The sequence below is a fragment of the Streptomyces sp. JB150 genome (genome assembly GCF_011193355.1).
Classification (GTDB): domain Bacteria; phylum Actinomycetota; class Actinomycetes; order Streptomycetales; family Streptomycetaceae; genus Streptomyces.
In genome coordinates, this window is sequence record NZ_CP049780.1 from 5,371,812 (window position 1) to 5,393,210 (window position 21,399).

Here is a 21,399-nt window from a genome sequence, read left to right on the forward strand (position 1 = left end):
GCCTACCCGCGCGGTGCGGGCCTACGGGCCTACGGGCCGGCACCGACGGCTGCCGCGCCGGTTCGGTCGCCGCTTCGGCCGCCGGTTCGGCCGACCGGGGCCTTCCGCGCGGCGTCGGCGTCCCGCCCGGTTCCCCCGGACCCGCTCTCCTGCTAGAGGGCATGAGCATGACGTCGGAACGCGCCCCACTCAGCCGCAGAGCCGTCCTCCTCGCCACCGCCCTCGCCGGGACCGCCGCCGCGCCCGCCCCGTCCCCGGCCCACGCCGCCGCCGACCCGCCCGCCGACCCGTCCGCCCGCGCCGCCGACCCGTACGACGCCCTGCGCCGCCGCTGGCTCGACCTCGCCCTCGGCACCGGCTACGACCCGGCCGCCGCCCCCTACGCCGCCCGCCTCGCCGAGACCGGCGACCTCGCCCGCCGCTTCCGCGCCGCCCTGCCCGCGGCCCCGCCGCCGACCGCGCTGTGGCCGGACACCCCCTACGACCCGCCCGCCGGCATCACCCGCGCCTACGCCCGCCTGTGGACCATGACCCAGGCCTACGTCCAGCCCGCCACCGGCTCCACCGGCGACCCGGACCTCCTCGCGGCCGTCCTGCACGGCCTCGACCACCTCGCCGCGACCGTCTACCACCCCGGCACCACCCGCTGGGGCAACTGGTGGGAATGGCAGATCGGCAGCCCCCGCCTCCTGACCGACATCACGGCGGCCCTGTACGACCACCTCGGCGCCGGCCGGATCGCCGCCGCCTGCGCCGCCGTCGACCACTTCGTCCCCGACGCGATGTTCGCCGACTACTCCGGCACCTCCACCGGCGCCAACCGCGTCGACCTGTGCCGCTCCGTCGCCCTGCGCGGCATCCTCGGCCGCGCCCCGGACCGCCTGGCCCTCGCCCGCGACGCCCTCTCGCCGGTCTTCCCCTACGTCACCCGCGGCGACGGCCTCTACGCCGACGGGTCCTTCGTCCAGCACACCCGCGTCGCCTACACCGGCACCTACGGCCAGGTGATGCTCGACGGACTCGGCCGCCTCTTCGCCCTGCTCGCCGGATCCCCCTGGGAGGTCACCGACCCCAGCCGACAGAACGTCCTCGACAGCGTGGAGCGCGCCTACGCCCCGCTGATCCACGACGGCCTGGTGATGGACATGGTCAACGGCCGGGCCATCAGCCGCGGCCTGCTCGCCGCCGACGAACGGCGGGTGATGCGCAGCGACCACTTCCACGGCCAGGGGATCATCGCCGCGATCGCGCTCCTCGCCCTCGGCGCGAGCCCCGCCGAGCGGGACCGCTGGCACGCCGCGGTGAAGGGCTGGATCGAACGCGACCGCGTCAGTCCGATCCTGACGGCCCGTCAGTTCGACGTGGCCGACCTCTCCCGGCTGCACGCCGTCGCCGCCGCACCCGTCCCGGCCGCCCCCGAACCCGTCGGTCATCGCCTCTTCCCCGCCATGGACCGCGCGGTCCACCGCCGCCCCGCCTTCACAGCGGCCCTCGCCATGGCCAGCGACCGCATCGCCCACTACGAGTGCGGCAACGGCGAGAACCCGCGTGGCTGGCACACCGGCGCCGGCATGCTCTCCTGGTGGGCGCCCGGCCTCGGCGGCCGGTCCGATCAGTACACGGACTGGTACTGGCCCACCGTCGACTGGTACCGCCTGCCCGGCACCACCGTCTCCACCAGGCGCCTGCCCGACCGCGCCGGCGGGGAGTGGGGCGAGCCCCGGCCCGACGCCCGCTGGGTCGGCGGCACCACCGACGGCGAGTTCGCGGCCGTCGGCCAGCACCTCAAGGGCCTCGGCTCCACCCTGGAGGCCCGCAAGTCCTGGTTCTTCCTCGCCGACGCGATCGTCTGCCTCGGTGCCGGCATCCACTGCGCGGACGGCGTCCCCGTCGAGACGGTCGTCGACAACCGCAACCTCGGCGAGAACGGCACGCACACCTTCGTCCGCGGCCCCGGCTGGGCCCACCTGGAGGGCCACGGCGGCTGGATCGTCCCGCACGGCGGGCTGCGCACCCTGCGCGAGGACCGCACCGGAGCCTGGTCCGGCATCAACACCGCCGGCACGACCGAGCGGCGCACCCGCCGCTGGCAGACCCTCTGGCTCGACCACGGCACGGACCCGGCCGGCGCGCACTACCAGTACGTCCTCATGCCGGGCGCGTCCCGCCGTACGGTGGCCGCCCGCGCCGCCGACCGCCGCTGGCTGACGGTGCTCGCCAACGACGCCGCCCGCCAGGCCGTGCGCGTGCCGTCCCTCGGCCTGACCGCCGCCACCTTCTGGCAGCCGGGTACGGCCGGACCCCTGACCGCGTCGGCCGGGGCGAGCGTGCTGCTGCGCCGCCACGGCCGCACCGCCCGCCTCCACCTGAGCGAACCGCCCCGCACCGGAGACCCCCTGGAAATGGTCTGGGACCGTCCGGTGCGGGAGGTGATCCGGGCGGATGAGACAGTGGAGGTCCTCGCCGCGGGGGCCCGGCTGAGGCTGCGCGTCACTCCGGGGACGGAATGCGCCACACATGAATGCGAGGTGGCACTCGGATGACGTCTTTGTGGGAGCCCTACAAGGTCCGGACCCCCTGAGCAGTCGGAAAGCCTGCACAGCGCCTCGGTTCTGTGAGGGAGCACCAGGAAAACGAGCCGGAGACTGTACGGAGTCGACGGCTCGCTTTCCCCGCTCTCCTTCGTAAGGTCGCTACATGACCGTTTTGGATGAGGCGACGGGTGAGCCGACGGACGCGCGCGGCCGGGTGGCCGAGCTGCACGAGATCCGTGCGCAGGCACTGGCGGGCCCGAGCGAGAAGGCGACCGAGGCGCAGCACGCCAAGGGCAAGCTGACCGCCCGGGAGCGCATCGACCTGCTGCTCGACCCGGGGTCCTTCCGTGAGGTCGAGCAGCTGCGCAGGCACCGGGCGACCGGATTCGGCCTGGAGGCGAAGAAGCCGTACACCGACGGTGTCATCACCGGCTGGGGCACGGTCGAGGGCCGCACGGTCTTCGTGTACGCCCACGACTTCCGGATCTTCGGCGGCGCGCTGGGCGAGGCCCACGCCACCAAGATCCACAAGATCATGGACATGGCCATCGCGGCGGGCGCGCCGCTGGTCTCCCTCAACGACGGCGCCGGCGCCCGGATCCAGGAGGGCGTCTCCGCCCTCGCCGGCTACGGCGGCATCTTCCAGCGCAACACCAAGGCGTCCGGTGTCATCCCGCAGATCAGCGTGATGCTCGGCCCGTGCGCGGGCGGCGCGGCCTACAGCCCGGCCCTGACGGACTTCGTCTTCATGGTCCGCGACACCTCGCAGATGTTCATCACCGGGCCCGACGTGGTCAAGGCGGTGACGGGCGAGGAGATCACCCAGAACGGCCTGGGCGGCGCGGACGTGCACGCCGAGACCAGCGGCGTGGCCCACTTCGCCTACGACGACGAGGAGACGTGCATCGCCGAGGTGCGCTACCTCCTGTCGCTGCTGCCGCAGAACAACCGCGAGAACCCGCCCCGCGTGGAATGCTCCGACCCGGCGGACCGCCGCTCGGAAGTCCTGCTGGACCTGGTCCCGGCCGACGGCAACCGGCCGTACGACATGGCCAAGGTCATCGAGGAGATCGTCGACGACGGCGAGTACCTCGAAGTGCACGAGCGCTGGGCCCGCAACATCATCTGCGCCCTGGCCCGCCTGGACGGCCAGGTGGTCGGCATCATCGCCAACCAGCCGCAGGTCCTGGCAGGCGTCCTGGACATCGAGGCGTCCGAGAAGGCCGCGCGCTTCGTCCAGATGTGCGACGCCTTCAACATCCCGATCATCACCTTCCTGGACGTCCCCGGCTTCCTGCCGGGCGTCGACCAGGAACACGGCGGCATCATCCGGCACGGCGCGAAGCTGCTGTACGCCTACTGCAACGCCACCGTGCCGCGGATCTCGCTGATCCTGCGCAAGGCCTACGGAGGCGCCTACATCGTCATGGACAGCCAGTCCATCGGCGCCGACCTCACCTACGCCTGGCCGACCAACGAGATCGCCGTGATGGGCGCGGAGGGCGCGGCCAACGTCATCTTCCGCCGTCAGATCGCCGAGGCCGACGACCCCGAGGCCATGCGGGCCCGCATGGTCAAGGAGTACAAGTCCGAGCTGATGCACCCCTACTACGCGGCCGAGCGCGGCCTGGTCGACGACGTCATCGACCCGTGTGAGACCCGCGAGGTGCTGATCAAGTCCCTGGCGATGCTGGCCACCAAGCACGCCGACCTGCCCTCCCGCAAGCACGGCAACCCCCCGCAGTGACCCCGAGGAGCCTGTCGCATGTCCCTGCCTGACATCCGCGTCGAGAAGGGCCACGCCGAGCCCGAGGAGGTCGCCGCCCTCACGGCCCTCCTCCTGGCCCGCGCCGCCGCCCGCCCCGCCGAGACCACCCCGTCCCACGGCGGCCGCGTCCGCGCGGGCTGGCGCCGCCTGGAACGCGAACCGGGCTTCCGCGCCCCGCACAGCTGGCGCTGAGCGTCCTGACGGTGCCCACGGCCCCGCTCTCCTCCGGGAGGACGGGGCCGTGGTGCGTTCAGTGCACGACGACCTCCACGCCGGGGAAGTCCAGGGCGCCGGGGTCGTCGGGCAGGACACAGTCGTACATGGACAGACGCCGCACCCTGGGGACGATGAACCCGGGTGAGTCCAGCCACGCGGCGACGTCCACGCTGTGCAGACTCAGGGCCAGCCCCGGGGTGGCCGTTACCGCGTCGAGTCCTCTCGGCAGACACGGCTTCTCGGTCCCCGACACCAGCGAGAGCTGTTCGACCTTCGGTCCGAGCCGCAGATGGCCCAGGTCGGAACGGTCGTTGAGACTGAGGTGCAGGAACTCCAGCTCCGGCAGCTCGCCCAGCGTGTCGAGACAGGTCAGCGCCATCGAGGGGCCGCCCGACAGCGCGAGAACCTCCAGGCCGGTATGGGCCCGCAGGACCGACAGGTCCACGTCGCCGCGGAGCCTGAAGCAGACCAGCTGGCGCAGTGGGGGAAGTTCGGCGACGGCCGCGAAGTCCGCGAGGGGGTAGTCGGTCGAGAGGCTGGTGACCGAGCGCAGCCGCAGCAGGGGACGCCACTGGCCGGAGTGGGTCAGGTCGACCAGCCGGCCTTCCAGAGGCAACCGTGACAGAACCCGGTCCACATAGGCGTCCGCGTCGAAGTACCGCCAGCCGTTGAGGAAAGCGCGGACCGCGTGGGCGGGAGCATTCTGCGCGTACTCCTCCAGCAGCCCCAGCGCCTCCTCGCCCCCGACGAGCGCCACCGTCCGCACCGTCTGCGCCGCGGCCTTCTCCGTCAGCCCGCTCAAGGACCGGGGCAGCGAGCGCAGCAGACTCGTCCCCACAGCCGCGAGCGCGGGCGGGTCCGTCTCGCGCCGCGGTGGCAGCAACGCCCCCACCGCCTCGTCCAGCCGCCCCGCCAACCCGTCGGAGACCGCCGGCACCGTCTCCTGACACGCCGCCGCCAGCAACCGCAGCTTGCGCGCGTGCCGGGGTTCCGCCTCCGCCCGGTCCAGGATCCCGCCCAGCAGCTCCTCCCGCTGCGGCCGGTTGGCATGGCCCGCGGCCATGATGATGGTCTCGCGCCACAGGTCCAGGTGGGCCCGCTCCACCAGGTTGCCGATGCGGTCCTCCTCCGCCGCCTCCTCCGCGGCCAGGTACTCCTGGAACGTCCGGTGCACGAAGTCCATCCGCCCCACGGCGGGGGAGCGCAGCACCCCGGAGCGGTGCCGCAGCTGCTCCAGCACCCGCGCCCCGTCCTGCTCGTCCAGATGCCGCATCCCCGCCAGCTTGCGCCCGACGAACACCCCGGCCTGCTCCAGCGAGATCTCACTGCGGTTGTTGTCGGACAGCCGCCAGGCGAGGTCCCGCAGCAGCACCAGCTTGTCCTTCAGGCCGAGCCCGTCGTCCAGCGCGCTCGGTACGTTGCGGTGCGCGTCCCGCTCGTGGACGAGCGTGTGCAGCGCGCTGCGGTACAGCTCCATCCGGTCCCGGGGAAGCTGACTGCCCCGGTTCACGTGCATCGCGCACAGCAGGGAAGCGAGCAGCGGCGTCCCCGCCAGGGACTGCAGATGCGGCCGGTCCTTCAGCGCGTTCAGCAACGACTGTTCGTACCCCGGCAGCTCCTCCACCTCGCACGGCAGCTCCTCGCCCAGCTCCCGCACCGCCTGGTGCCACTGCCGGACGAACGCGGCCAGGTCCGGGGGCGTCATCCGGTCCAGGTGCAGGGCGGTGAACTCCTCCCGGCGCAGCCAGTCCGCCCCCGCGGCAGCGGGCCGGGACGTCACCACCACCCGCACGTCCCCGTACGCCGCCAGCAGCTTGCGCAGCCACTCCCGCACGCCCCGCCGCTCGCCGTCCAGCAGCTCGTCGACCCCGTCGATGAGCAGCAGCGCCTTGCCGGACTCCAGCTGCCGCTCCACCCACGCCTTCGGCATGACGCCCGTCAGATGACCGGCCACCGAGTCCAGCATCGCCTCCGGCCCCGGCAGCGCCCGCCCGCTGTACTCGCGCAGCTTCACGAACACCGGCGTCAGCCCGTTCCACCCGGCCAGCTCGCCGGTGAACGCGCCGCGCGCCGCCGTGACCGCCAGCCAGCGCAGCAGCGTCGTCTTCCCGGAGCCGGCCTCGCCCCGCAGCAGCACCCGCGAGGCACCGCCCAGCGCGGCCTCGACCCGCATCCCGGAGCTCTCGCCGCCGCCCTGCTCCCAGTCGCTCATGTCGGGCCGCAGCAGCGGAACGGACCGGCCCCCGGCGCGCCGCCGGCTCCCGTCGTCGCCGGTCGCCCGCAGGCTGACGTACGCCACCGACAGCCGCGCCTGCGCCGCCGCCCGCTCCGAGGTGCGCCGGAACAGCTCCACCTCGTCCAGCGTCGTGCTGACCAGCTCCAGATAGCGGCGCCGGAACTCCGCGTCCCGGTCCGTGCCCTCGGGCGCGAACAGCGACCGGTCCGGCAGCCGCTCCAGGACGCGGGCGATCTCCGCGCCCAGCGACGTCGTCCGGGCCAGCAGCTCCGTCAGCGCCCGCTCCTCGAACACGGGCAGGCTCCGCACGATCCGTACGTAGTACTCGCAGCACTCCGCGAACAGCGCCTCGTACAGCCGCTCCTCGGCCTCGCTCAGCCCCACGGGCGCCGGCACCGACGCCGTGATGCGCCGCACCAGCTCCGCCGGGTTCGCGTCCGCCGCCAGCACCGCCTCGTCGGACAGGTCGGCCCGGGCGAAGGTGTCGCAGACCCCGTTCAGCACCGCCTGCCGGCCGCTCTCGTCCAGTCCACGCAACTCCCGTTCCAGGAACGGCGCCAGCCGGTCGAACACCGCGTCCGCGATCTCTCCGAACTGCCGCTCCACACTCCGCTGGAACCGCAGGCCGGGCACCCGCACCCGGACCAGCTCGGCCATCGGCATCCGGCGCTCCTGCTCGCGCCGCTTCCCGCCCAGCCACAGCTGCGCCGCCGTGGTCGCCACGGTCGTCCCCAGCCGTAAGGCCGCCGCCTCCGCGCTCATTCTCCGCCCCTCCCAGAAGACAACTGCGGCCCCCATCCCTCCCACAGGAGGAACGGAGGCCGCAAGGCGGAAGTGCCCGGCTACCGCAGGCGCGCCATCAGCGCGTGCTCCACGAGCGTGATCAGCGTCGACTTGGCGTCCGCGCGGTGACGGGCGTCCGTCGTGATGATCGGGGTGTCCGGGCCGATCTGCAGGGCCTCGCGGACCTCGTCGGGGGTGTACGGCTGGTTGCCGTCGAAGCCGTTCAGGGCGATGACGAAGGGCAGGCCGCTGTTCTCGAAGTAGTCGACGGCGGGGAAGCAGTCGGCGAGCCTCCGCGTGTCGACCAGCACCACCGCGCCGATGGCGCCGCGCACCAGGTCGTCCCACATGAACCAGAAGCGGTCCTGGCCGGGCGTGCCGAACAGGTACAGGATGAGGTCCTGGTCCAGGGTGATACGTCCGAAGTCCATGGCCACGGTCGTCGTGGTCTTGTCTCCGGTGTGGGTGAGGTCGTCGATGCCTGCCGAAGCGGACGTCATGACGGCCTCCGTGCGCAGCGGGTTGATCTCCGAGACGGCGCCGACGAACGTGGTCTTGCCCACGCCGAAGCCGCCCGCCACCACGATCTTCGCGGAGGTGGTGGAGCGGGAAGGACCGCCGCTAGAGCTTGCGAAGTCCACTGAGCACCCTTTCGAGCAGTGTCACGTCTGGCTGGCCACCGGCGTTCTCGTCGCCGCCGGGCTGATGGATGGCGACCAGTCCCGCCTCCGCCAAGTCGGCGACGAGGATCCTGGCCACGCCGAGGGGGATCGTCAGCAGGGCCGAGATCTCGGCCACCGACTTGATCTCCCGGCAGAGGTTGCAGATCCGCTGATGCTCGGGCAGCTGGCCCTGCATCTGATGCGGAGCCGCGGTGGTGTGCACCAGCGCCTCGATGGCGAGCTGGTACCGCGGCCTGGTGCGGCCGCCCGTCATGGCGTACGGACGCACCAGGGGGTTGTTCGACGCCCCGGCGGGCGCCGGCTCAGGGGTGCGGCGCTGCGGCTGCACGGGCTGGATACGCGGTGCCTGCGGCTGGTCGTAGGGCGCGGGGCCGGGACCCTGCGGCGCGTACGGCTGCCGGTGGCTGGGGGTGGAGGGAAAGTTGTACCGGTTCTGGGAACCGTCGTGCTGGCCCTGGGCAGGGCCGTACGACCAGTTACCCGAAGACGAACCGCCTGGGGGTGTTGCCACTTTCTCCTCCTCCGACTGTGCCGGGCACCCATCCCTGTGGAGCCGCGTCCCGAAACCTTACGGCCCCGGGACGCGAAAACGCACCGTCTGTCTGTTAGTTGAGAAGGCTCCCCTGGAGCTCCGCACGGAGATCCGGGGTGAGAACCGTGCCCGCGCGGTCCACGAGAAGGGCCATCTCGTACCCAATGAGGCCGATGTCCGCTTCCGGGTGGGCGAGAACCGCGAGCGACGAACCGTCCGAGATGGACATGATGAAGAGGAATCCCCGCTCCATCTCCACAACCGTCTGGTTCACGTTCCCGCCCTCGAAGATGCGCGAGGCACCGGCGGTCAGCGAGGTCAGACCGGAGGCGACGGCCGCGAGCTGGTCGGCGCGGTCGCGGGGAAAGCCTTCGGACATCGCCAGAAGGAGTCCGTCGGCGGAGACCACCACGGTGTGGGACACCCCGGGGGTGTTGTCCACGAAGTTGGTGATCAACCAGTTCAGGTTCTGTGCCGCCTGGCTCATCGGGCTCACACTAACGCTCCTGGTTGTAGGTGCTGTCAGGACCGAAGCCCTGGCCGTTCGTTTCACTTCCTGCGGTGCGTCCCCGCTGCACTCCCCGGCGCAGGTTGCTCAGCCTGCCCCGGACGTCCTCGGGGGCGCGGGAGACCTGTGGGCCTCCCTGCGGGGTCGACTCCGCGGAGCCCTCGACCAGATTGGCCTTGGGCACCCGCCGCGGCAGGCCGGAGGAGGTCACTCCGCCCGCCTTCGGCTTCCGGAGCTGCGCGGCCTGCTGCCACCGCTCGTCGTTCGCCGAGCGCCAGCCGGTGTCGCCGTTGCTCTCCGGGGAGGGGGCCGGCGTTTCCTGGTTCCCGCGCTGCGCGGCGCCGCCCGTGGTTCCGCTCGCGGTGGATCCGCGGCGCGGAAGCCCGGCGTCGGTCAGCTCGTGCCCGGCGGGGGAAGCCGGTCCCGGACGGTCGAAGCCTACGCGGTCCCGCTCACTCGCGTCAGCGGCCTGCACAGATTCCGCTTCGGGAGCGTACTGGTCCGGGTAACCGCCCTGGTAACCGTCCTGCTGCTGCCAGTCAGCCTGGTAGGACTGCTCTTCGAAGCCCGAGTAGGTCTCCGAGGCAGCGTTCGGCGCCGCGGCGTGCTCGCTCTGGCCGGACTCCGCATACGCGGGCTCCGGGTAGCCGCCGGTCGCCTGGAATCCATCGTTGCGCGGCAGCCCGCCGTCCTGCGCGAAGTAGGAGTCGTCGTACGACGGCTGCTGCTCCTCGTACGCCTGCTGCTGACCGTAGCCGGTCTGCTCGGCGTAACCGCCCTGGCCGCCGTCGTAGGCGTGCTGCCCGGTCTGCTGGTCGAAGCCGTCCGCCGGGTACGCCGTCTCGCCGGTGGACTCCGGGGACTGCTGGCCGTGGGTCTGCGCCTCCAGCGCCGCGCGGCGCTCCTCACGCATGAGGGAACGGCCGACCGGGTCCAGCTCGCGGATGTCGTCCGGGACCTCGGTGTAGCGGCTGTCGTCGAAGCCCAGCTCCGCCGCGGTGCGCAGCGGCTGGCTGAAGTCCTCACCCTGGAACTGCTGCTCCGGGATGATCTGCGAGACCGTGAACTCCTCGCGGTCCAGCGAGCCGTCGCCACCGCCACCGTGGGTGATCGCGTCGGGCAGCATGACCAGCGAGGTCGTGCCGGCCTGCTCGCCCGAGGGGCGCAGCTGGACGCGGATGCCGTGCCGGTCGGACAGCCGGCCGACCACGAACAGGCCCATGCGCTGCGAGATCGCGGCGTCCACGGTCGGCGGGTTGGCCAGCTTGTGGTTGATGTCCGCGAAGTCCTCGGCGGTCAGGCCGATGCCCTTGTCGTGGATCTCGATCATCACGCGGCCGTCGGGCAGACGGGTCGCGGTGACCCGCACCTTGGTCTGCGGGGAGGAGAACGTGGTGGCGTTCTCCAGCAGCTCGGCCAGCAGGTGCACGAGGTCGGTCACGGCGCGGCCGTGGATGTCCGCCTCGGGCACGCCGGATATCTCGATGCGCTCGTACTGCTCCACCTCGGAGGAGGCGGCGCGCAGCACGTCGACCAGCGGGACCGGCTGGTCCCAGCGGCGGCCGGGCTCCTCGCCGGCGAGGACCAGCAGGTTCTCGCCGTTGCGGCGCATACGGGTGGCCAGGTGGTCCAGCTTGAAGAGGTTCTCCAGCTGGTCCGGGTCGGCCTCGTTGTTCTCCAGCTCGGTGATCAGGGTCAGCTGGCCCTCGATCAGCGACTGGTTGCGGCGCGACAGGTTGGTGAAGATCGCGTTGATGTTGCCCCGCAGCAGCGCCTGCTCGGCGGCGAGCCGCACGGCCTCGCGGTGGACCTGGTCGAAGGCGCGGGCGACCTCGCCGATCTCGTCCGTGGAGGTGATCGGGATGGGCGCGACGCGGGTGTCGACCCGGCCGGGGTCGGTGCGCGAGAGCTGGTCGACCAGCATCGGCAGCCGCTGCTCGGCGATGCCGAAGGCGGCGTTGCGCAGCTGGCGCATCGAGTGGCTCATCTGGCGGGCCACCATGCCGGCCAGGATGAACGCGGCCAGCAGCGCGATCACGACGGCGGCACCGGTGATGAAGGCGTCCGTCTTCGCGTCGGCGGCGATCTCGGAGGCCTCGTTCACGGCCGTGTCCGCGAGGTCGGCCTCGATCTGGCGGTACGCGTCGTACTTGAGGGTGTTGACCGCCCACCAGTTGTCCGGGGTGACGCCCAGCGCGGCGATCCGGGCCCGCTCGGCGCGGGAGGTGTCCTGCAGACCGGCGACCAGGCCGACCATCTTGGCCGGGTCGGACGGCGGCGCCTTGTAGTTCGGGTCCTGCGCGATGGCTTCCCTGGCCGCCGCCGCGGCGTCGGTCCCAATCTGCTTCCTGGCCGCTTCCAGCTTGTCCGCGTCGGCCTCGGTGCCACCGCCGATGTACTCCTCGATGGCGATGCGCTCGAGGTAGGCGTACGAGGCGAGGGAGGTGCGCTGGGAGGCGAAGTCGCCGTTGCCGGGGCCCGGCTTCACCAGCAGCTGCATACCGATGGACCGCTGCAGCGACAGGGCGGCCTTGGTCAGCGAGATGGCGTAGACGGTACGGCCGTAGCTGGTGATGTTGCCGGTGCCCAGACCGAGCTCGTTGGCCATCTCCATCAGCGGGTGGGCGACCTTGACGTAGCCCTCCTGCGTCTCCACGCCCTTCAGACGGGTCGTGTACGCGGCCTGGCGCAGCGCCTCCAGCTGGGGCTCGACCTTGCGGAACAGCTCCAGCCGGCGCTCCAGGCCCGCCTTCGAGGGCATGCTCTCGGCGGCCGCGTCGAAGGCGTCGGCGGCCGCGTCGGTCTTCTTGCGGGCGGCGGCCACGGCCTGGTCGTCCCGGCCCTTGCCCTGCAGCAGCGGGGCGGCGGTGGTGTCGCGCTCGTTGTAGAGGGCGTCGGCGTAGGTGAGGGAGGCCCGCACCAGACGCGCGGTGTTCTCCGCGTCCTCGGCCTCCTGCCAGGTGTCGATCGAGCTCTTCACCTGGAAACCGCCCATGACCAGGCCGACCAGCACGGGTATGAGCAGGATCGCGTTGAGTCGGGTCGTCACCCGCCAGTTGCGCGGGGAGAAACGGCCGCCGCTCGGAGCGGGGGCGGCCGTGGGCTCCGAACCGGGCACACCAGGGGCGGACGCCGCTCCGCGCGGCGGCGGGGTGAAGTTGCCCCGGGCGGGCGGCTCGGGACCGTTCTTGCTTCGCCTCACTCGACCAACAACCTCTCGGCGGTCGGCACCTACGTCGTGCCGCAGTGTCTCAGAGCCCAGATCGCCATCGACCACTGAGTACGTCTTTGACTATTGGGCAGTTCAGGCATTCCAGCACGTGGACCAGCGCTCTTCCAAACATGGGGAACCGCCGGAGCCCCGTGAGGAAGGCCGCAGATAAAACGGTCATAAAGAGCGAGCCCCGCCAAAAGACGGGGCCTTTGTGCGCGCAGCGACACCATGCGACCGCGTCGCGTGGCGGTACCCGCCGATTCCTCTGCCGAAACGTTATGAACAGCGGAGCCGACCGTGTCCAAGCCCACAGTCGGCTCCGCCCGCCGCGTCGTGCCGGCCGGAACGCCCCGGCAACTGCCGTCGCGCACGGCGCACTTGGCCGCTACTTCAGCCGCGCCATCAGCGCGTGCTCGACCAGCGTGATCAGGGCGGACTTGGCGTCCGCCCGGTGCCGGGCGTCGGTGGTGATGATCGGGGTGTCCGGCCCGATCTGCAGCGCCTCGCGCACCTCGTCGGGCGTGTACGGCTGGTGCCCGTCGAAGCCGTTGAGCGCCACCACGAACGGCAGCCCGCTGTTCTCGAAGTAGTCGACCGCGGGGAAGCAGTCGGCCAGCCGCCGGGTGTCCACGAGGACCACCGCGCCGATGGCGCCGCGCACCAGGTCGTCCCACATGAACCAGAAGCGGTCCTGGCCCGGTGTGCCGAACAGGTACAGGATCAGGTCCTGGTCGAGCGTGATACGTCCGAAGTCCATGGCGACCGTCGTGGTCGTCTTGTCCCCGGTGTGAGTGAGGTCGTCGATGCCCGCCGAGGCGGACGTCATGACGGCCTCCGTGCGCAGCGGGTTGATCTCCGAGACGGCGCCGACGAACGTGGTCTTGCCCACGCCGAAGCCGCCCGCCACCACGATCTTCGCGGACGTGGTGGAACGTCCTGGAGCGACGGCCCCGCTAGAGCTTGCGAAGTCCACTGAGCACCCTTTCGAGCAGTGTCACGTCCGGCGCACCGCCGTTGTTCTCGTCGCCACCCGGCTGGTGGACGGCCACCAGTCCGGCCTCGGCCAGGTCCGCGACCAGGATCCGGGCCACACCGAGCGGCATGTTCAGCAGCGCCGACACCTCGGCGACCGACTTCACCTCGCGGCACAGATGGCAGATGCGCTGGTGCTCGGGAAGCAGCCCCATGAGCGCTGCCGGGTCGGCCGTCGTGCTGATCAGGGCCTCGAGGGCGAGCTGGTAGCGCGGCCGGGTCCGGCCGCCGGTCATCGCGTAGGGACGAACCAGCGGCTGGTCGCCCTCGTCCCCGTACGGATCTGAGTACGGATCATGAGAGGCGGTGGGCGGGGTCATGAATCCTCCGGGCGGGACAGCAAGTCGGTCAGTCAAGCCGTCTGAGCGGGGCCGGTGGGGGGATTGTGGCGGCCGGACGGTGATTTGGTGAGACGGGTGGATCTTGGGTCGGTCAGTGAAGCAGACTGCCTTGCAGTTCGGCGCGCAGGTCCGGCGTGAGCACCGCGCCCGCACGGTCCACGAGCAGGGCCATCTCGTAGCCGACGAGGCCGATGTCCGCCTCGGGGTGCGCCAGGACGGCCAGTGACGAGCCGTCCGAGATGGACATGAGGAAGAGGAATCCCCGCTCCATCTCGACGACGGTCTGTGCCACGGTGCCGCCCTCGAAGATCCGGGACGCTCCGGCCGTCAGCGAGGTGAGCCCCGACGCCACGGCCGCCAGCTGGTCGGCCCGGTCGCGCGGGAAGCCCTCGGAGAGCGCCAGCAGAAGGCCGTCGGCGGACACGACGACGGTGTGGGACACCCCGGGGGTGTTGTCCACGAAGTTGGTGATCAACCAGTTCAGATTCTGTGCCGCCTGGCTCATCTGACTCAACTAGCGCTCCTGCGGGTGAGTGGGGCTCGGGAAACTGCCCGTCTGGCCCGAACCGGCCTGACGGCCCTGTGCGATACCCCGACGGAGGTTGGTCAGCCGGCCGCGTACGTCCTGGGGAGCACGCGAGACCTGCGGACCGCTCTGCACCGGCTGCTGCTGCGCGGTGCCCGGGACGAGGTTCGCCCTCGGCACCCGGCGCGGCAGGCCGGACGTGGTGACCCCGCCTGCGGCGGGCTGGCGGACGCGCTCGGCCTGCTTCACGAGGTCGTCGTTCGGCGAGCTGCGCCAGGCGGCCGAGGCCGCCCGCTGCGGTCCGGAGGGAGTCTGCGGCTGCTGGGCGCGGTCCGGCGCGGAGCCGTTGCCCTGCGCCTGCTCGGGCCGGGCCTGCGGCGCGGGCCGGCCCGCCTGACCCTGCTGGGCCTGCTGACCCTGCTGGCCGTGGAACCAGTTGGTCTCCAGCGTGTCGTACAGCGGCGTACGCCCGTCGCCGGGGCCGGTCGCCGGCGGCAGCGCCTCCGGCTCGGTACGCCCGGGCCGGGCCTGCGCGCGCTGCGGACCGCGCTGGGCACCGAAGTCGTTCTGGCCGTGCTGCCGGCCGCCGGGCAGGGCGTGCCGGCCGGTGGCCGAGCCGTCCTGCGCCGGAACCGGGAACTGGCCGGTGGAGCCGTTGTCGTAGCCCTGCGGCTGGGCCGCCGGGAACTGGCCGGTCGAGCCGTTGTCGTACGCCTGCGGCTGAGCGGCCGGGAACTGCCCGGTCGAGCCGTTGTCGTACGCCTGCGGGGCGGGGGACTGGCCCGTGGTGGAGCCGTCGTACCCCTGCTGGGCGGCGAACTGGCCGGTGGAGCCGTTGTCGTAGCCCTGCGGCTGGGCGGCCGGGAACTGGCCGGTGCCCGACGGGTCGCCCGCGGCGGGCGTGCCGAACACGTCCGGGCGGACGAACTGGCCGGTCTGCTGCGGGCCGTTCGTGCCCGGGTGGCCGTAGCCGGTACCGGCGGGCGGCACCTGGTGCTCGTCACCGCGCGGGATCGCCGGCATCTCGGCGGTGGCGCCGGGACCCTGGCGGTCGTCGACCGGTGCCATCCGGGAGGTCTGCGCGGCGTCCGGCTCCTCGTGACCGCGCGGGGCGTCCAGCGAGGCACGGCCCAGCGGCGGCTGGGCGTTCTCGTCGCTCCAGCTGGGCACGCGCTGCGGGCTGCCGCCCGGCAGCTCGGCGCGCGCCCCGCCGCGCGGCGGCAGCTGCGGCCGGCGGCCGCGCCGGCCGCGCTCGCCGTTCTGGTCGTTGCGGTTCGCGGTACCGCGCTGCGGCGCCACGGGGCCGCGGGCGTCCTGACCCTGACCCTGGCCTTGGCCCTGCGGCGCGCCGGCGGCCTGCAGACCCTGCGGGGCACCGGCACCGGCACCTGCGGGCGCCGGACGGCCCTGCTGCGGCGCGGGACCACCCTGCGGTCCGCGCGGGGCGCCGGGCGCACCCGGCCCGCCCGGACGGCCGGCCCCGTCCCGGCCGGGCAGCGCGACGCGCGGCCCCTGGCCGGCCCCGAGCAGTCCGCCACCGGCACCGCCGCCGAGGGCACCACTGTTCTGGCGGCGCGCCGCGGCAGCGCCCGCGGCGGCCTGCGCCGCGGCCGGACCGCCGGAGATGCCGGGGCCCTGACCCTGCTTGGGCTGCGGCTTCTTGCCGCCCTGGGCGACGTCGACGGGCAGCATGACCAGCGCGGTCGTACCGCCGGAGTCCGACGGGCGCAGCTGGATGCGGATGCCGTGGCGCTGGGACAGCCGGCCGACCACGAACAGACCCATGCGGCGGGAGACCGAGACGTCCACGGTGGGCGGCGAGGCGAGCCGCTCGTTGATCGCGGCCAGGTCCTCGGGGGACAGACCGATACCGGTGTCGTGGATCTCGATCAGCACCCGCCCGTCGGGCAGGGCGTGACCGGTGACCTTGACCTTGGTCTGCGGCGAGGAGAACGAGGTGGCGTTCTCCAGCAGCTCGGCGAGCAGGTGCACGAGGTCGTTGACGACCCGGCCGGCGACCTGCGTGGTCGGCACGGCGGCCAGCTCGATGCGCTCGTACTGCTCCACCTCGGACGCGGCGGCGCGCAGCACGTCGACCAGCGGGACCGGGCGGGTCCAGCGCCGGCCGGGCTCCTCGCCCGCGAGGACGAGGAGGTTCTCGCCGTTACGGCGCATACGCGTGGCGAGGTGGTCCAGCTTGAACAGGGAGGCCAGCTGGTCCGGGTCGGCCTCGCGGGACTCCAGTTCGGAGATCAGCGACAGCTGGCGCTGGATCAGGCCCTGGGAGCGGCGCGAGAGGTTGGTGAACATCGCGTTGACGTTGCCCCGCAGCAGGGCCTGCTCGGCGGCGAGGCGGACCGCCTCGCGGTGCACGTCGTCGAAGGCCGCGGCCACCCGGCCGATCTCGTCCCGGGAGTGCACGCCGACCGACTCCACGGACGTGTCGACGTCCTGCGGGTCGGCCTCGGACAGCTGCTTGACCAGCTCGGGCAGGCGCTCGGAGGCGACCTTGGTCGCGGTGTCCTCCAGCCGGCGCAGCGAGCGGATCATGGAGCGGGCCACCACGAACGCGCCGACCAGCGACACACCGAGCACGAGCAGGATCAGCGCACCGGAGATGATCGCTTCCTGCTCCGACTCGCTGCGCAGCTCGCGGGCCTTCTGCTCCATCTCCTCGAGCAGCGTGCGCTCGATCTTCTTCATCTGCTCGATCTTCGCCGAGCTGTCGTCCAGCCAGTCCTGGTACGAGCGCTTCTCCAGGCCCTCCAGGCCCTCGGGCCGGCCGAACGCGCGCGAGGCGTACAGGTCGGTGGCCTCGATGGTGGCGTTGCCCTCTTCGATGGGCTCCAGCAGCTCGGCGGCGTTCTCGTCGCCGTAGATGCTCCGGAAGCTGCTGATGTCCGACTTCTGGCTCTGCAGCGCCGACTCGGCGTACAGGCGGTCGTTCGCGGAGAGGTTGCCGTAGGTGGTCTTGTTCGCGGGCAGGGCCGCGGCGAGGATCGCGCGCTGGACGGACGCGTACTCCTTGGCGGACGAGAAGGCCGCCAGGGCGCGCGTGCGCTGGATCATCTCGGGGTTGCTGGTCGCCTCGGCCATGTCCTGCGACAGATCGAGCAGGTTCTCGATCAGCCGGTGGTAGGCCTCGACGGTCTGCATGTTGTTGTTCTTGGCCTCGTAGGCCGTGCTGCGGACCTTGTTCAGGGTCATCAGGTCGCGCGCCAGGCCGACGACGCTGTCACGCACGCCCTGGAGGTTGCCGTCCCGGCTGGCGCTGTCGATCTCCTCGGAGGAGTCGAGGAAGTTCTTCAGCGCGCGGTCGGTCTTGTCCCGGTAGCCCTTGACGGTGATGGCGCTGGAGGTCGAGCCGTGGGCCAGCGGGCCGGCGGACTTGTCGCGCTCCTCCTGGAGCGCCGCGGCCAGCACGGTGGCCTGCTCGGTCATGTCCGTCAGCAGCTTCATGTTGTCGAGCTGCTGCATGTCCTCCATGGACTGGCTGATGCGCATCGCGCCCAGCGAGGTGGCCGCGACCACGGGGAGGGTGAGCAGCGCGACCAGGCGGGTCGAGATCCGCCAGTTGCGCAGGGCTATTCGAGGGCCGGGGCCGGTCGGGCCCTGCGGGGGCTTCACGGCCGGCGCGGGGCTCGCCGGGCCGGCGGGCGCGGACGTGCCGGGCCGCCCGGAGCGCGTGCCGCCGTCACCGGACGGGCCCTGGCCCTGGGCGTGCTGGGGCGAGGAGCTGCCGGCCATGGGGCCAGTCCCGCCGTGCGGCTCCGGCTCCGCCGAACCGCTGCCATCCCTCTTGAAACGTCCCTGCACTAGCGTCGCAACCTCTGGACCAGGCGTCCCTCCGCGAACGGAAGGACGGTGTCGGCGTCGTCGGGGACGCCCTGAATACGTCCCCGGGTGGTCGTGAGTGACCGGCGCTGGCTTCCCCCTTCTCGCCGCCACTCGGCGCTGTTCTCGCGCCCTTGTGCGCCGGCTCGTTCCTGCGGCGGTCCGTGGAATTCCAGCACAGTGCAGGATCTCCAACAAGGTCCGTTGGTCAGGCTGTGACCTCCGTGACAGCACGTGAGGGCCGGGTCACGAGATGTAGACCCGAGTCCCCCTTATAACGGACATTCCCGTACGAGTCGCCGAGGCGGGCGCGGTGTCCCAGTCGCCATGATCAGGAGCGGAATGGTCGCTTCAGATGGCTAATGTCCGATTCGCGGGAATGGGTCGCGAGGGAGAAATGACCGATTTGGGCAAGAGTTCGTGAGCAAACTCACACGCAGATCGTGAACACTTCCGCCGTTTGACGGGAATCCGCATGTTTAGCCTGACGCTTTACAGGAGTCACCGTTCTGCCAACGACCCAAGGACACCCGTGAAGACGACGACGATGTTCCACAGAATTGCCAACCCGCGGCGCACGACGCTGGCGCACCTGAAGGACGCCGGCGAACTGCAGACCCCGGTGCAGCCGGAGCACCCCGTCGAGCTGCCGTCCCAGACGGCCAACCCCAAGCGTACGGTGCTCATGGAGATCCCGGCCGGCGCCGCCGCCGAGTAGATCCCCCGCACCACGGGTCGACCAGGGCGCCTCGCGCGGATTGCGCGAGGCGCCCTGCCCTTGCCGCGTTAGCCTGGAGCGTCAGACTCCCGCCGCCTAGGTCAAGGGGCAAAGCATCCCGTGCGCATCGCCAGGTTCTCCATCGACGGGAACGTCGCCTTCGGCGCGGTCGAGGGCGACAAGCCGGACGAGCTCGTCCTCGACATCATCAAGGGCATCCCGTTCGCGGACTTCGAGCTCTCCGGTACGAAGGTGCCGGTGAGCAAGGTCAGGCTGCTGCCGCCGGTGCTCCCCAACAAGGTCGTGGCCTTCGGCCGCAACTACGCGGAGCACGCGCGCGAGCTGGGCAACGAGGTCCCCGAGGCGCCCTTCGCCTTCTTCAAGCCGTCGACCTCGGTCATCGGCCCCGGCGACGACATCCAGTACCCCTCCTTCTCGGAGGAGCTCCACCACGAGGCCGAGCTGGCCGTGGTGATCGGCCGGATGTGCCGCGAGGTGCCGCGGGACCGCGTCAGGGACGTGATCTTCGGCTACACCTGCGCCAACGACATCACCGCCCGCGACGTGCAGCGGCGCGAGAAGCAGTGGGCACGGGCCAAGGGCTTCGACACCTCCTGCCCGCTGGGCCCCTGGGTGGAGACCGGACTGGACCTGGAGCAGGCCTCCGACCTGACCGTCCAGCTCACCGTCAACGGTGAACAGCGCCAGCTCGGCCGCACGAGCGAGATGATCCACTCCATCGAGGACCTGATCGTCAACATCTCCGAGGCGATGACCCTGCTCCCCGGCGACGTGATCCTCACCGGCACCCCCGCAGGGGTCGGCCCCCTGAACGTCGGCGACGAGGTCGCCGTCACCATCGAAGGCATCGGCACTCTCACCAACAAGGTTGTCAAGCGTGGCTAGCGCACCCGGCTCTCCCGTACGCGTCCGTTTCTGTCCCTCGCCGACCGGTAACCCGCATGTGGGCCTGGTCCGCACCGCCCTGTTCAACTGGGCGTTCGCCCGGCACCACGGCGGCACCCTGGTCTTCCGCATCGAGGACACCGACGCGGCCCGCGACTCGGAGGAGTCGTACCGGCAGCTCCTCGACTCGATGCGCTGGCTCGGCTTCGACTGGGACGAGGGCCCCGAGGTCGGCGGCCCCCACGCGCCGTACCGCCAGTCGCAGCGCATGGACATCTACCGGGACGTCGCACAGAAGCTGCTCGACGGCGGCTACGCCTACCGCTGCTACTGCTCCCAGGAGGAGCTGGACACCCGCCGCGAGGCCGCCCGCGCCGCCGGCCGGCCGTCCGGCTACGACGGCCACTGCCGCGAGCTGACCGCCGCCCAGGTCGAGGAGTACGAGGCCCAGGGCCGCGAGCCGATCGTCCGCTTCCGGATGCCCGACGAGACGATCACCTTCACCGACCTGGTCCGCGGCGAGCTGACCTTCACCCCGGAGAACGTCCCGGACTACGGCATCGTCCGCGCCAACGGCGCCCCGCTGTACACCCTGGTCAACCCGGTCGACGACGCCCTCATGGGGATCACCCACGTCCTGCGCGGCGAGGACCTGCTCTCCTCCACCCCCCGCCAGATCGCCCTGTACAAGGCGCTCATCGAGCTGGGCATCGCCGAGGGCATCCCCGAGTTCGGCCACCTGCCGTACGTCATGGGCGAGGGCAACAAGAAGCTCTCCAAGCGGGACCCGCAGTCGTCGCTGAACCTGTACCGCGAGCGCGGCTTCCTCCCCGAGGGCCTGCTCAACTACCTCTCGCTGCTGGGCTGGTCGCTCTCGGCCGACCAGGACATCTTCACGATGGACGAGATGGTCGCCGCCTTCGACGTGCGGGACGTGAACCCGAACCCGGCCCGCTTCGACCTGAAGAAGTGCGAGGCGATCAACGGCGACCACATCCGCATGCTGGACGTGAAGGACTTCACGGAGCGCTGCCGCCCCTGGCTGAAGGCCCCCTTCGCCCCCTGGGCGCCGGAGGACTTCGACGAGGACCGCTGGCAGGCGATCGCCCCGCACGCCCAGACCCGCCTGAAGGTCCTGTCGGAGATCACCGACAACGTCGACTTCCTCTTCCTGCCCGAGCCGGTCTTCGACGAGCCGAGCTGGACCAAGGCGATGAAGGAGGGCTCCGACGCCCTCCTGCGCACGGCCCGCGAGAAGCTGGAGGCCGCCGACTGGACCTCCGCGGAGTCCCTGAAGGAGGCCGTCCTGGCCGCCGGCGAGGCCCACGGCCTCAAGCTCGGCAAGGCCCAGGCCCCGGTCCGTGTCGCCGTCACCGGCCGCACGGTCGGCCTGCCGCTCTTCGAGTCCCTGGAGATCCTGGGCAGGGAGAAGACCCTCGCCCGCATCGACGCGGCGCTGGCGAAGCTGGCCGCGTAAGGCCCACGCACACGTGAAGGGGCGGTACCCGGCACTTCCGGGTACCGCCCCTGTCACATCCCGGTCACTGAGCGTCGGGCTCGTCGACCAG

At 71.8% G+C, this 21,399-nt stretch carries 15 protein-coding genes; 6 read left to right on the top strand and 9 right to left on the bottom strand.

Features of this window, described 5'->3' with window-relative positions:
• Window positions 1-167 precede the first annotated feature (167 nt).
• The 3 genes from G7Z13_RS24905 (at window position 168) to G7Z13_RS24915 (ending at window position 4,494) form a co-directional block, all read left to right on the top strand.
• Window positions 168-2,543, top strand: a complete 2,376-nt coding sequence (locus G7Z13_RS24905; protein ID WP_166005271.1) for a polysaccharide lyase 8 family protein — start codon at window positions 168-170, stop codon at window positions 2,541-2,543.
• 154 nt (window positions 2,544-2,697) lie between these two features.
• Window positions 2,698-4,281, top strand: a complete 1,584-nt coding sequence (locus G7Z13_RS24910) for an acyl-CoA carboxylase subunit beta (RefSeq protein ID WP_166002460.1) — start codon at window positions 2,698-2,700, stop codon at window positions 4,279-4,281.
• Window positions 4,282-4,299: 18 nt separating this feature from the next.
• Window positions 4,300-4,494 (top strand): acyl-CoA carboxylase epsilon subunit, encoded by a 195-nt coding sequence (locus G7Z13_RS24915; protein WP_166002461.1) that lies wholly within the window; start codon window positions 4,300-4,302, stop codon window positions 4,492-4,494.
• A 58-nt stretch (window positions 4,495-4,552) separates the two neighbouring features.
• On the opposite strand, the gene G7Z13_RS24920 is transcribed toward G7Z13_RS24915, so the two are convergent.
• The 9 genes from G7Z13_RS24920 to G7Z13_RS24960 form a co-directional block, all read right to left on the bottom strand.
• On the bottom strand, window positions 4,553-7,516 hold the full coding sequence (locus tag G7Z13_RS24920) for an NACHT domain-containing protein (RefSeq protein WP_166002462.1): 2,964 nt from the start codon (window positions 7,514-7,516) through the stop codon (window positions 4,553-4,555).
• 80 nt (window positions 7,517-7,596) lie between these two features.
• The gene (locus tag G7Z13_RS24925) at window positions 7,597-8,178 is read right to left on the bottom strand and encodes an ATP/GTP-binding protein (protein WP_166002463.1); all 582 of its coding nucleotides are present in this window, start codon (window positions 8,176-8,178) and stop codon (window positions 7,597-7,599) included.
• Window positions 8,159-8,731 carry a DUF742 domain-containing protein gene (locus tag G7Z13_RS24930; RefSeq protein WP_166002464.1) on the bottom strand — a complete coding sequence of 191 codons (573 nt, stop codon included), beginning with the start codon at window positions 8,729-8,731 and terminating at the stop codon, window positions 8,159-8,161. The genes G7Z13_RS24925 and G7Z13_RS24930 overlap by 20 nt, the downstream gene beginning before the upstream one ends.
• 94 nt (window positions 8,732-8,825) lie before the next feature.
• Entirely contained in the window at window positions 8,826-9,239 is a 414-nt protein-coding gene (locus G7Z13_RS24935) for a roadblock/LC7 domain-containing protein (RefSeq protein ID WP_029385896.1), read from the bottom strand.
• Between the two features lie 10 nt (window positions 9,240-9,249).
• On the bottom strand, window positions 9,250-12,462 hold the full coding sequence (locus G7Z13_RS24940; RefSeq protein WP_166002465.1) for a nitrate- and nitrite sensing domain-containing protein: 3,213 nt from the start codon (window positions 12,460-12,462) through the stop codon (window positions 9,250-9,252).
• Window positions 12,463-12,859: 397 nt separating this feature from the next.
• Complete coding sequence (locus tag G7Z13_RS24945; protein ID WP_166002466.1) at window positions 12,860-13,447, bottom strand: ATP/GTP-binding protein; 588 nt, start codon at window positions 13,445-13,447, stop codon at window positions 12,860-12,862.
• Window positions 13,428-13,826 (bottom strand): DUF742 domain-containing protein, encoded by a 399-nt coding sequence (locus tag G7Z13_RS24950; protein WP_043504343.1) that lies wholly within the window; start codon window positions 13,824-13,826, stop codon window positions 13,428-13,430. Before G7Z13_RS24950 ends, G7Z13_RS24945 begins: the two co-directional genes overlap by 20 nt.
• A 112-nt stretch (window positions 13,827-13,938) precedes the next feature.
• Window positions 13,939-14,352, bottom strand: coding sequence for a roadblock/LC7 domain-containing protein (locus tag G7Z13_RS24955; protein WP_043504344.1), 414 nt, complete (start codon window positions 14,350-14,352; stop codon window positions 13,939-13,941).
• A 9-nt stretch (window positions 14,353-14,361) separates the two neighbouring features.
• Window positions 14,362-18,189, bottom strand: a complete 3,828-nt coding sequence (locus G7Z13_RS24960) for a nitrate- and nitrite sensing domain-containing protein (RefSeq protein WP_166002467.1) — start codon at window positions 18,187-18,189, stop codon at window positions 14,362-14,364.
• Window positions 18,190-18,739: 550 nt separating this feature from the next.
• On the opposite strand from G7Z13_RS24960, the gene G7Z13_RS24965 reads away from it, so the two are divergent.
• The 3 genes from G7Z13_RS24965 (at window position 18,740) to gltX (ending at window position 21,308) form a co-directional block, all read left to right on the top strand.
• Entirely contained in the window at window positions 18,740-18,925 is a 186-nt protein-coding gene (locus G7Z13_RS24965) for a hypothetical protein (protein WP_166002468.1), read from the top strand.
• 120 nt (window positions 18,926-19,045) lie between these two features.
• Window positions 19,046-19,831, top strand: a complete 786-nt coding sequence (locus G7Z13_RS24970) for a fumarylacetoacetate hydrolase family protein (protein WP_166002469.1) — start codon at window positions 19,046-19,048, stop codon at window positions 19,829-19,831.
• A complete protein-coding gene (gene gltX, locus G7Z13_RS24975; RefSeq protein WP_166002470.1) occupies window positions 19,824-21,308 on the top strand; it encodes a glutamate--tRNA ligase in 1,485 nt (494 codons plus the stop codon). The genes G7Z13_RS24970 and gltX overlap by 8 nt, the downstream gene beginning before the upstream one ends.
• Window positions 21,309-21,399: the final 91 nt, after the last annotated feature.

Excerpts from the sequence above, each read along its gene's own strand:
- G7Z13_RS24905 (WP_166005271.1), top strand. The coding sequence starts at position 168 with ATGACGTCGGAACGCGCCCCACTCAGCCGCAGAGCCGTCCTCCTCGCC.
- G7Z13_RS24935 (WP_029385896.1), bottom strand. The coding sequence starts at position 9,239 with ATGAGCCAGGCGGCACAGAACCTGAACTGGTTGATCACCAACTTCGTG.
- G7Z13_RS24920 (WP_166002462.1), bottom strand. The coding sequence starts at position 7,516 with ATGAGCGCGGAGGCGGCGGCCTTACGGCTGGGGACGACCGTGGCGACC.
- G7Z13_RS24955 (WP_043504344.1), bottom strand. The coding sequence starts at position 14,352 with ATGAGCCAGGCGGCACAGAATCTGAACTGGTTGATCACCAACTTCGTG.
- G7Z13_RS24915 (WP_166002461.1), top strand. The coding sequence starts at position 4,300 with ATGTCCCTGCCTGACATCCGCGTCGAGAAGGGCCACGCCGAGCCCGAG.
- G7Z13_RS24950 (WP_043504343.1), bottom strand. The coding sequence starts at position 13,826 with ATGACCCCGCCCACCGCCTCTCATGATCCGTACTCAGATCCGTACGGG.
- G7Z13_RS24910 (WP_166002460.1), top strand. The coding sequence starts at position 2,698 with ATGACCGTTTTGGATGAGGCGACGGGTGAGCCGACGGACGCGCGCGGC.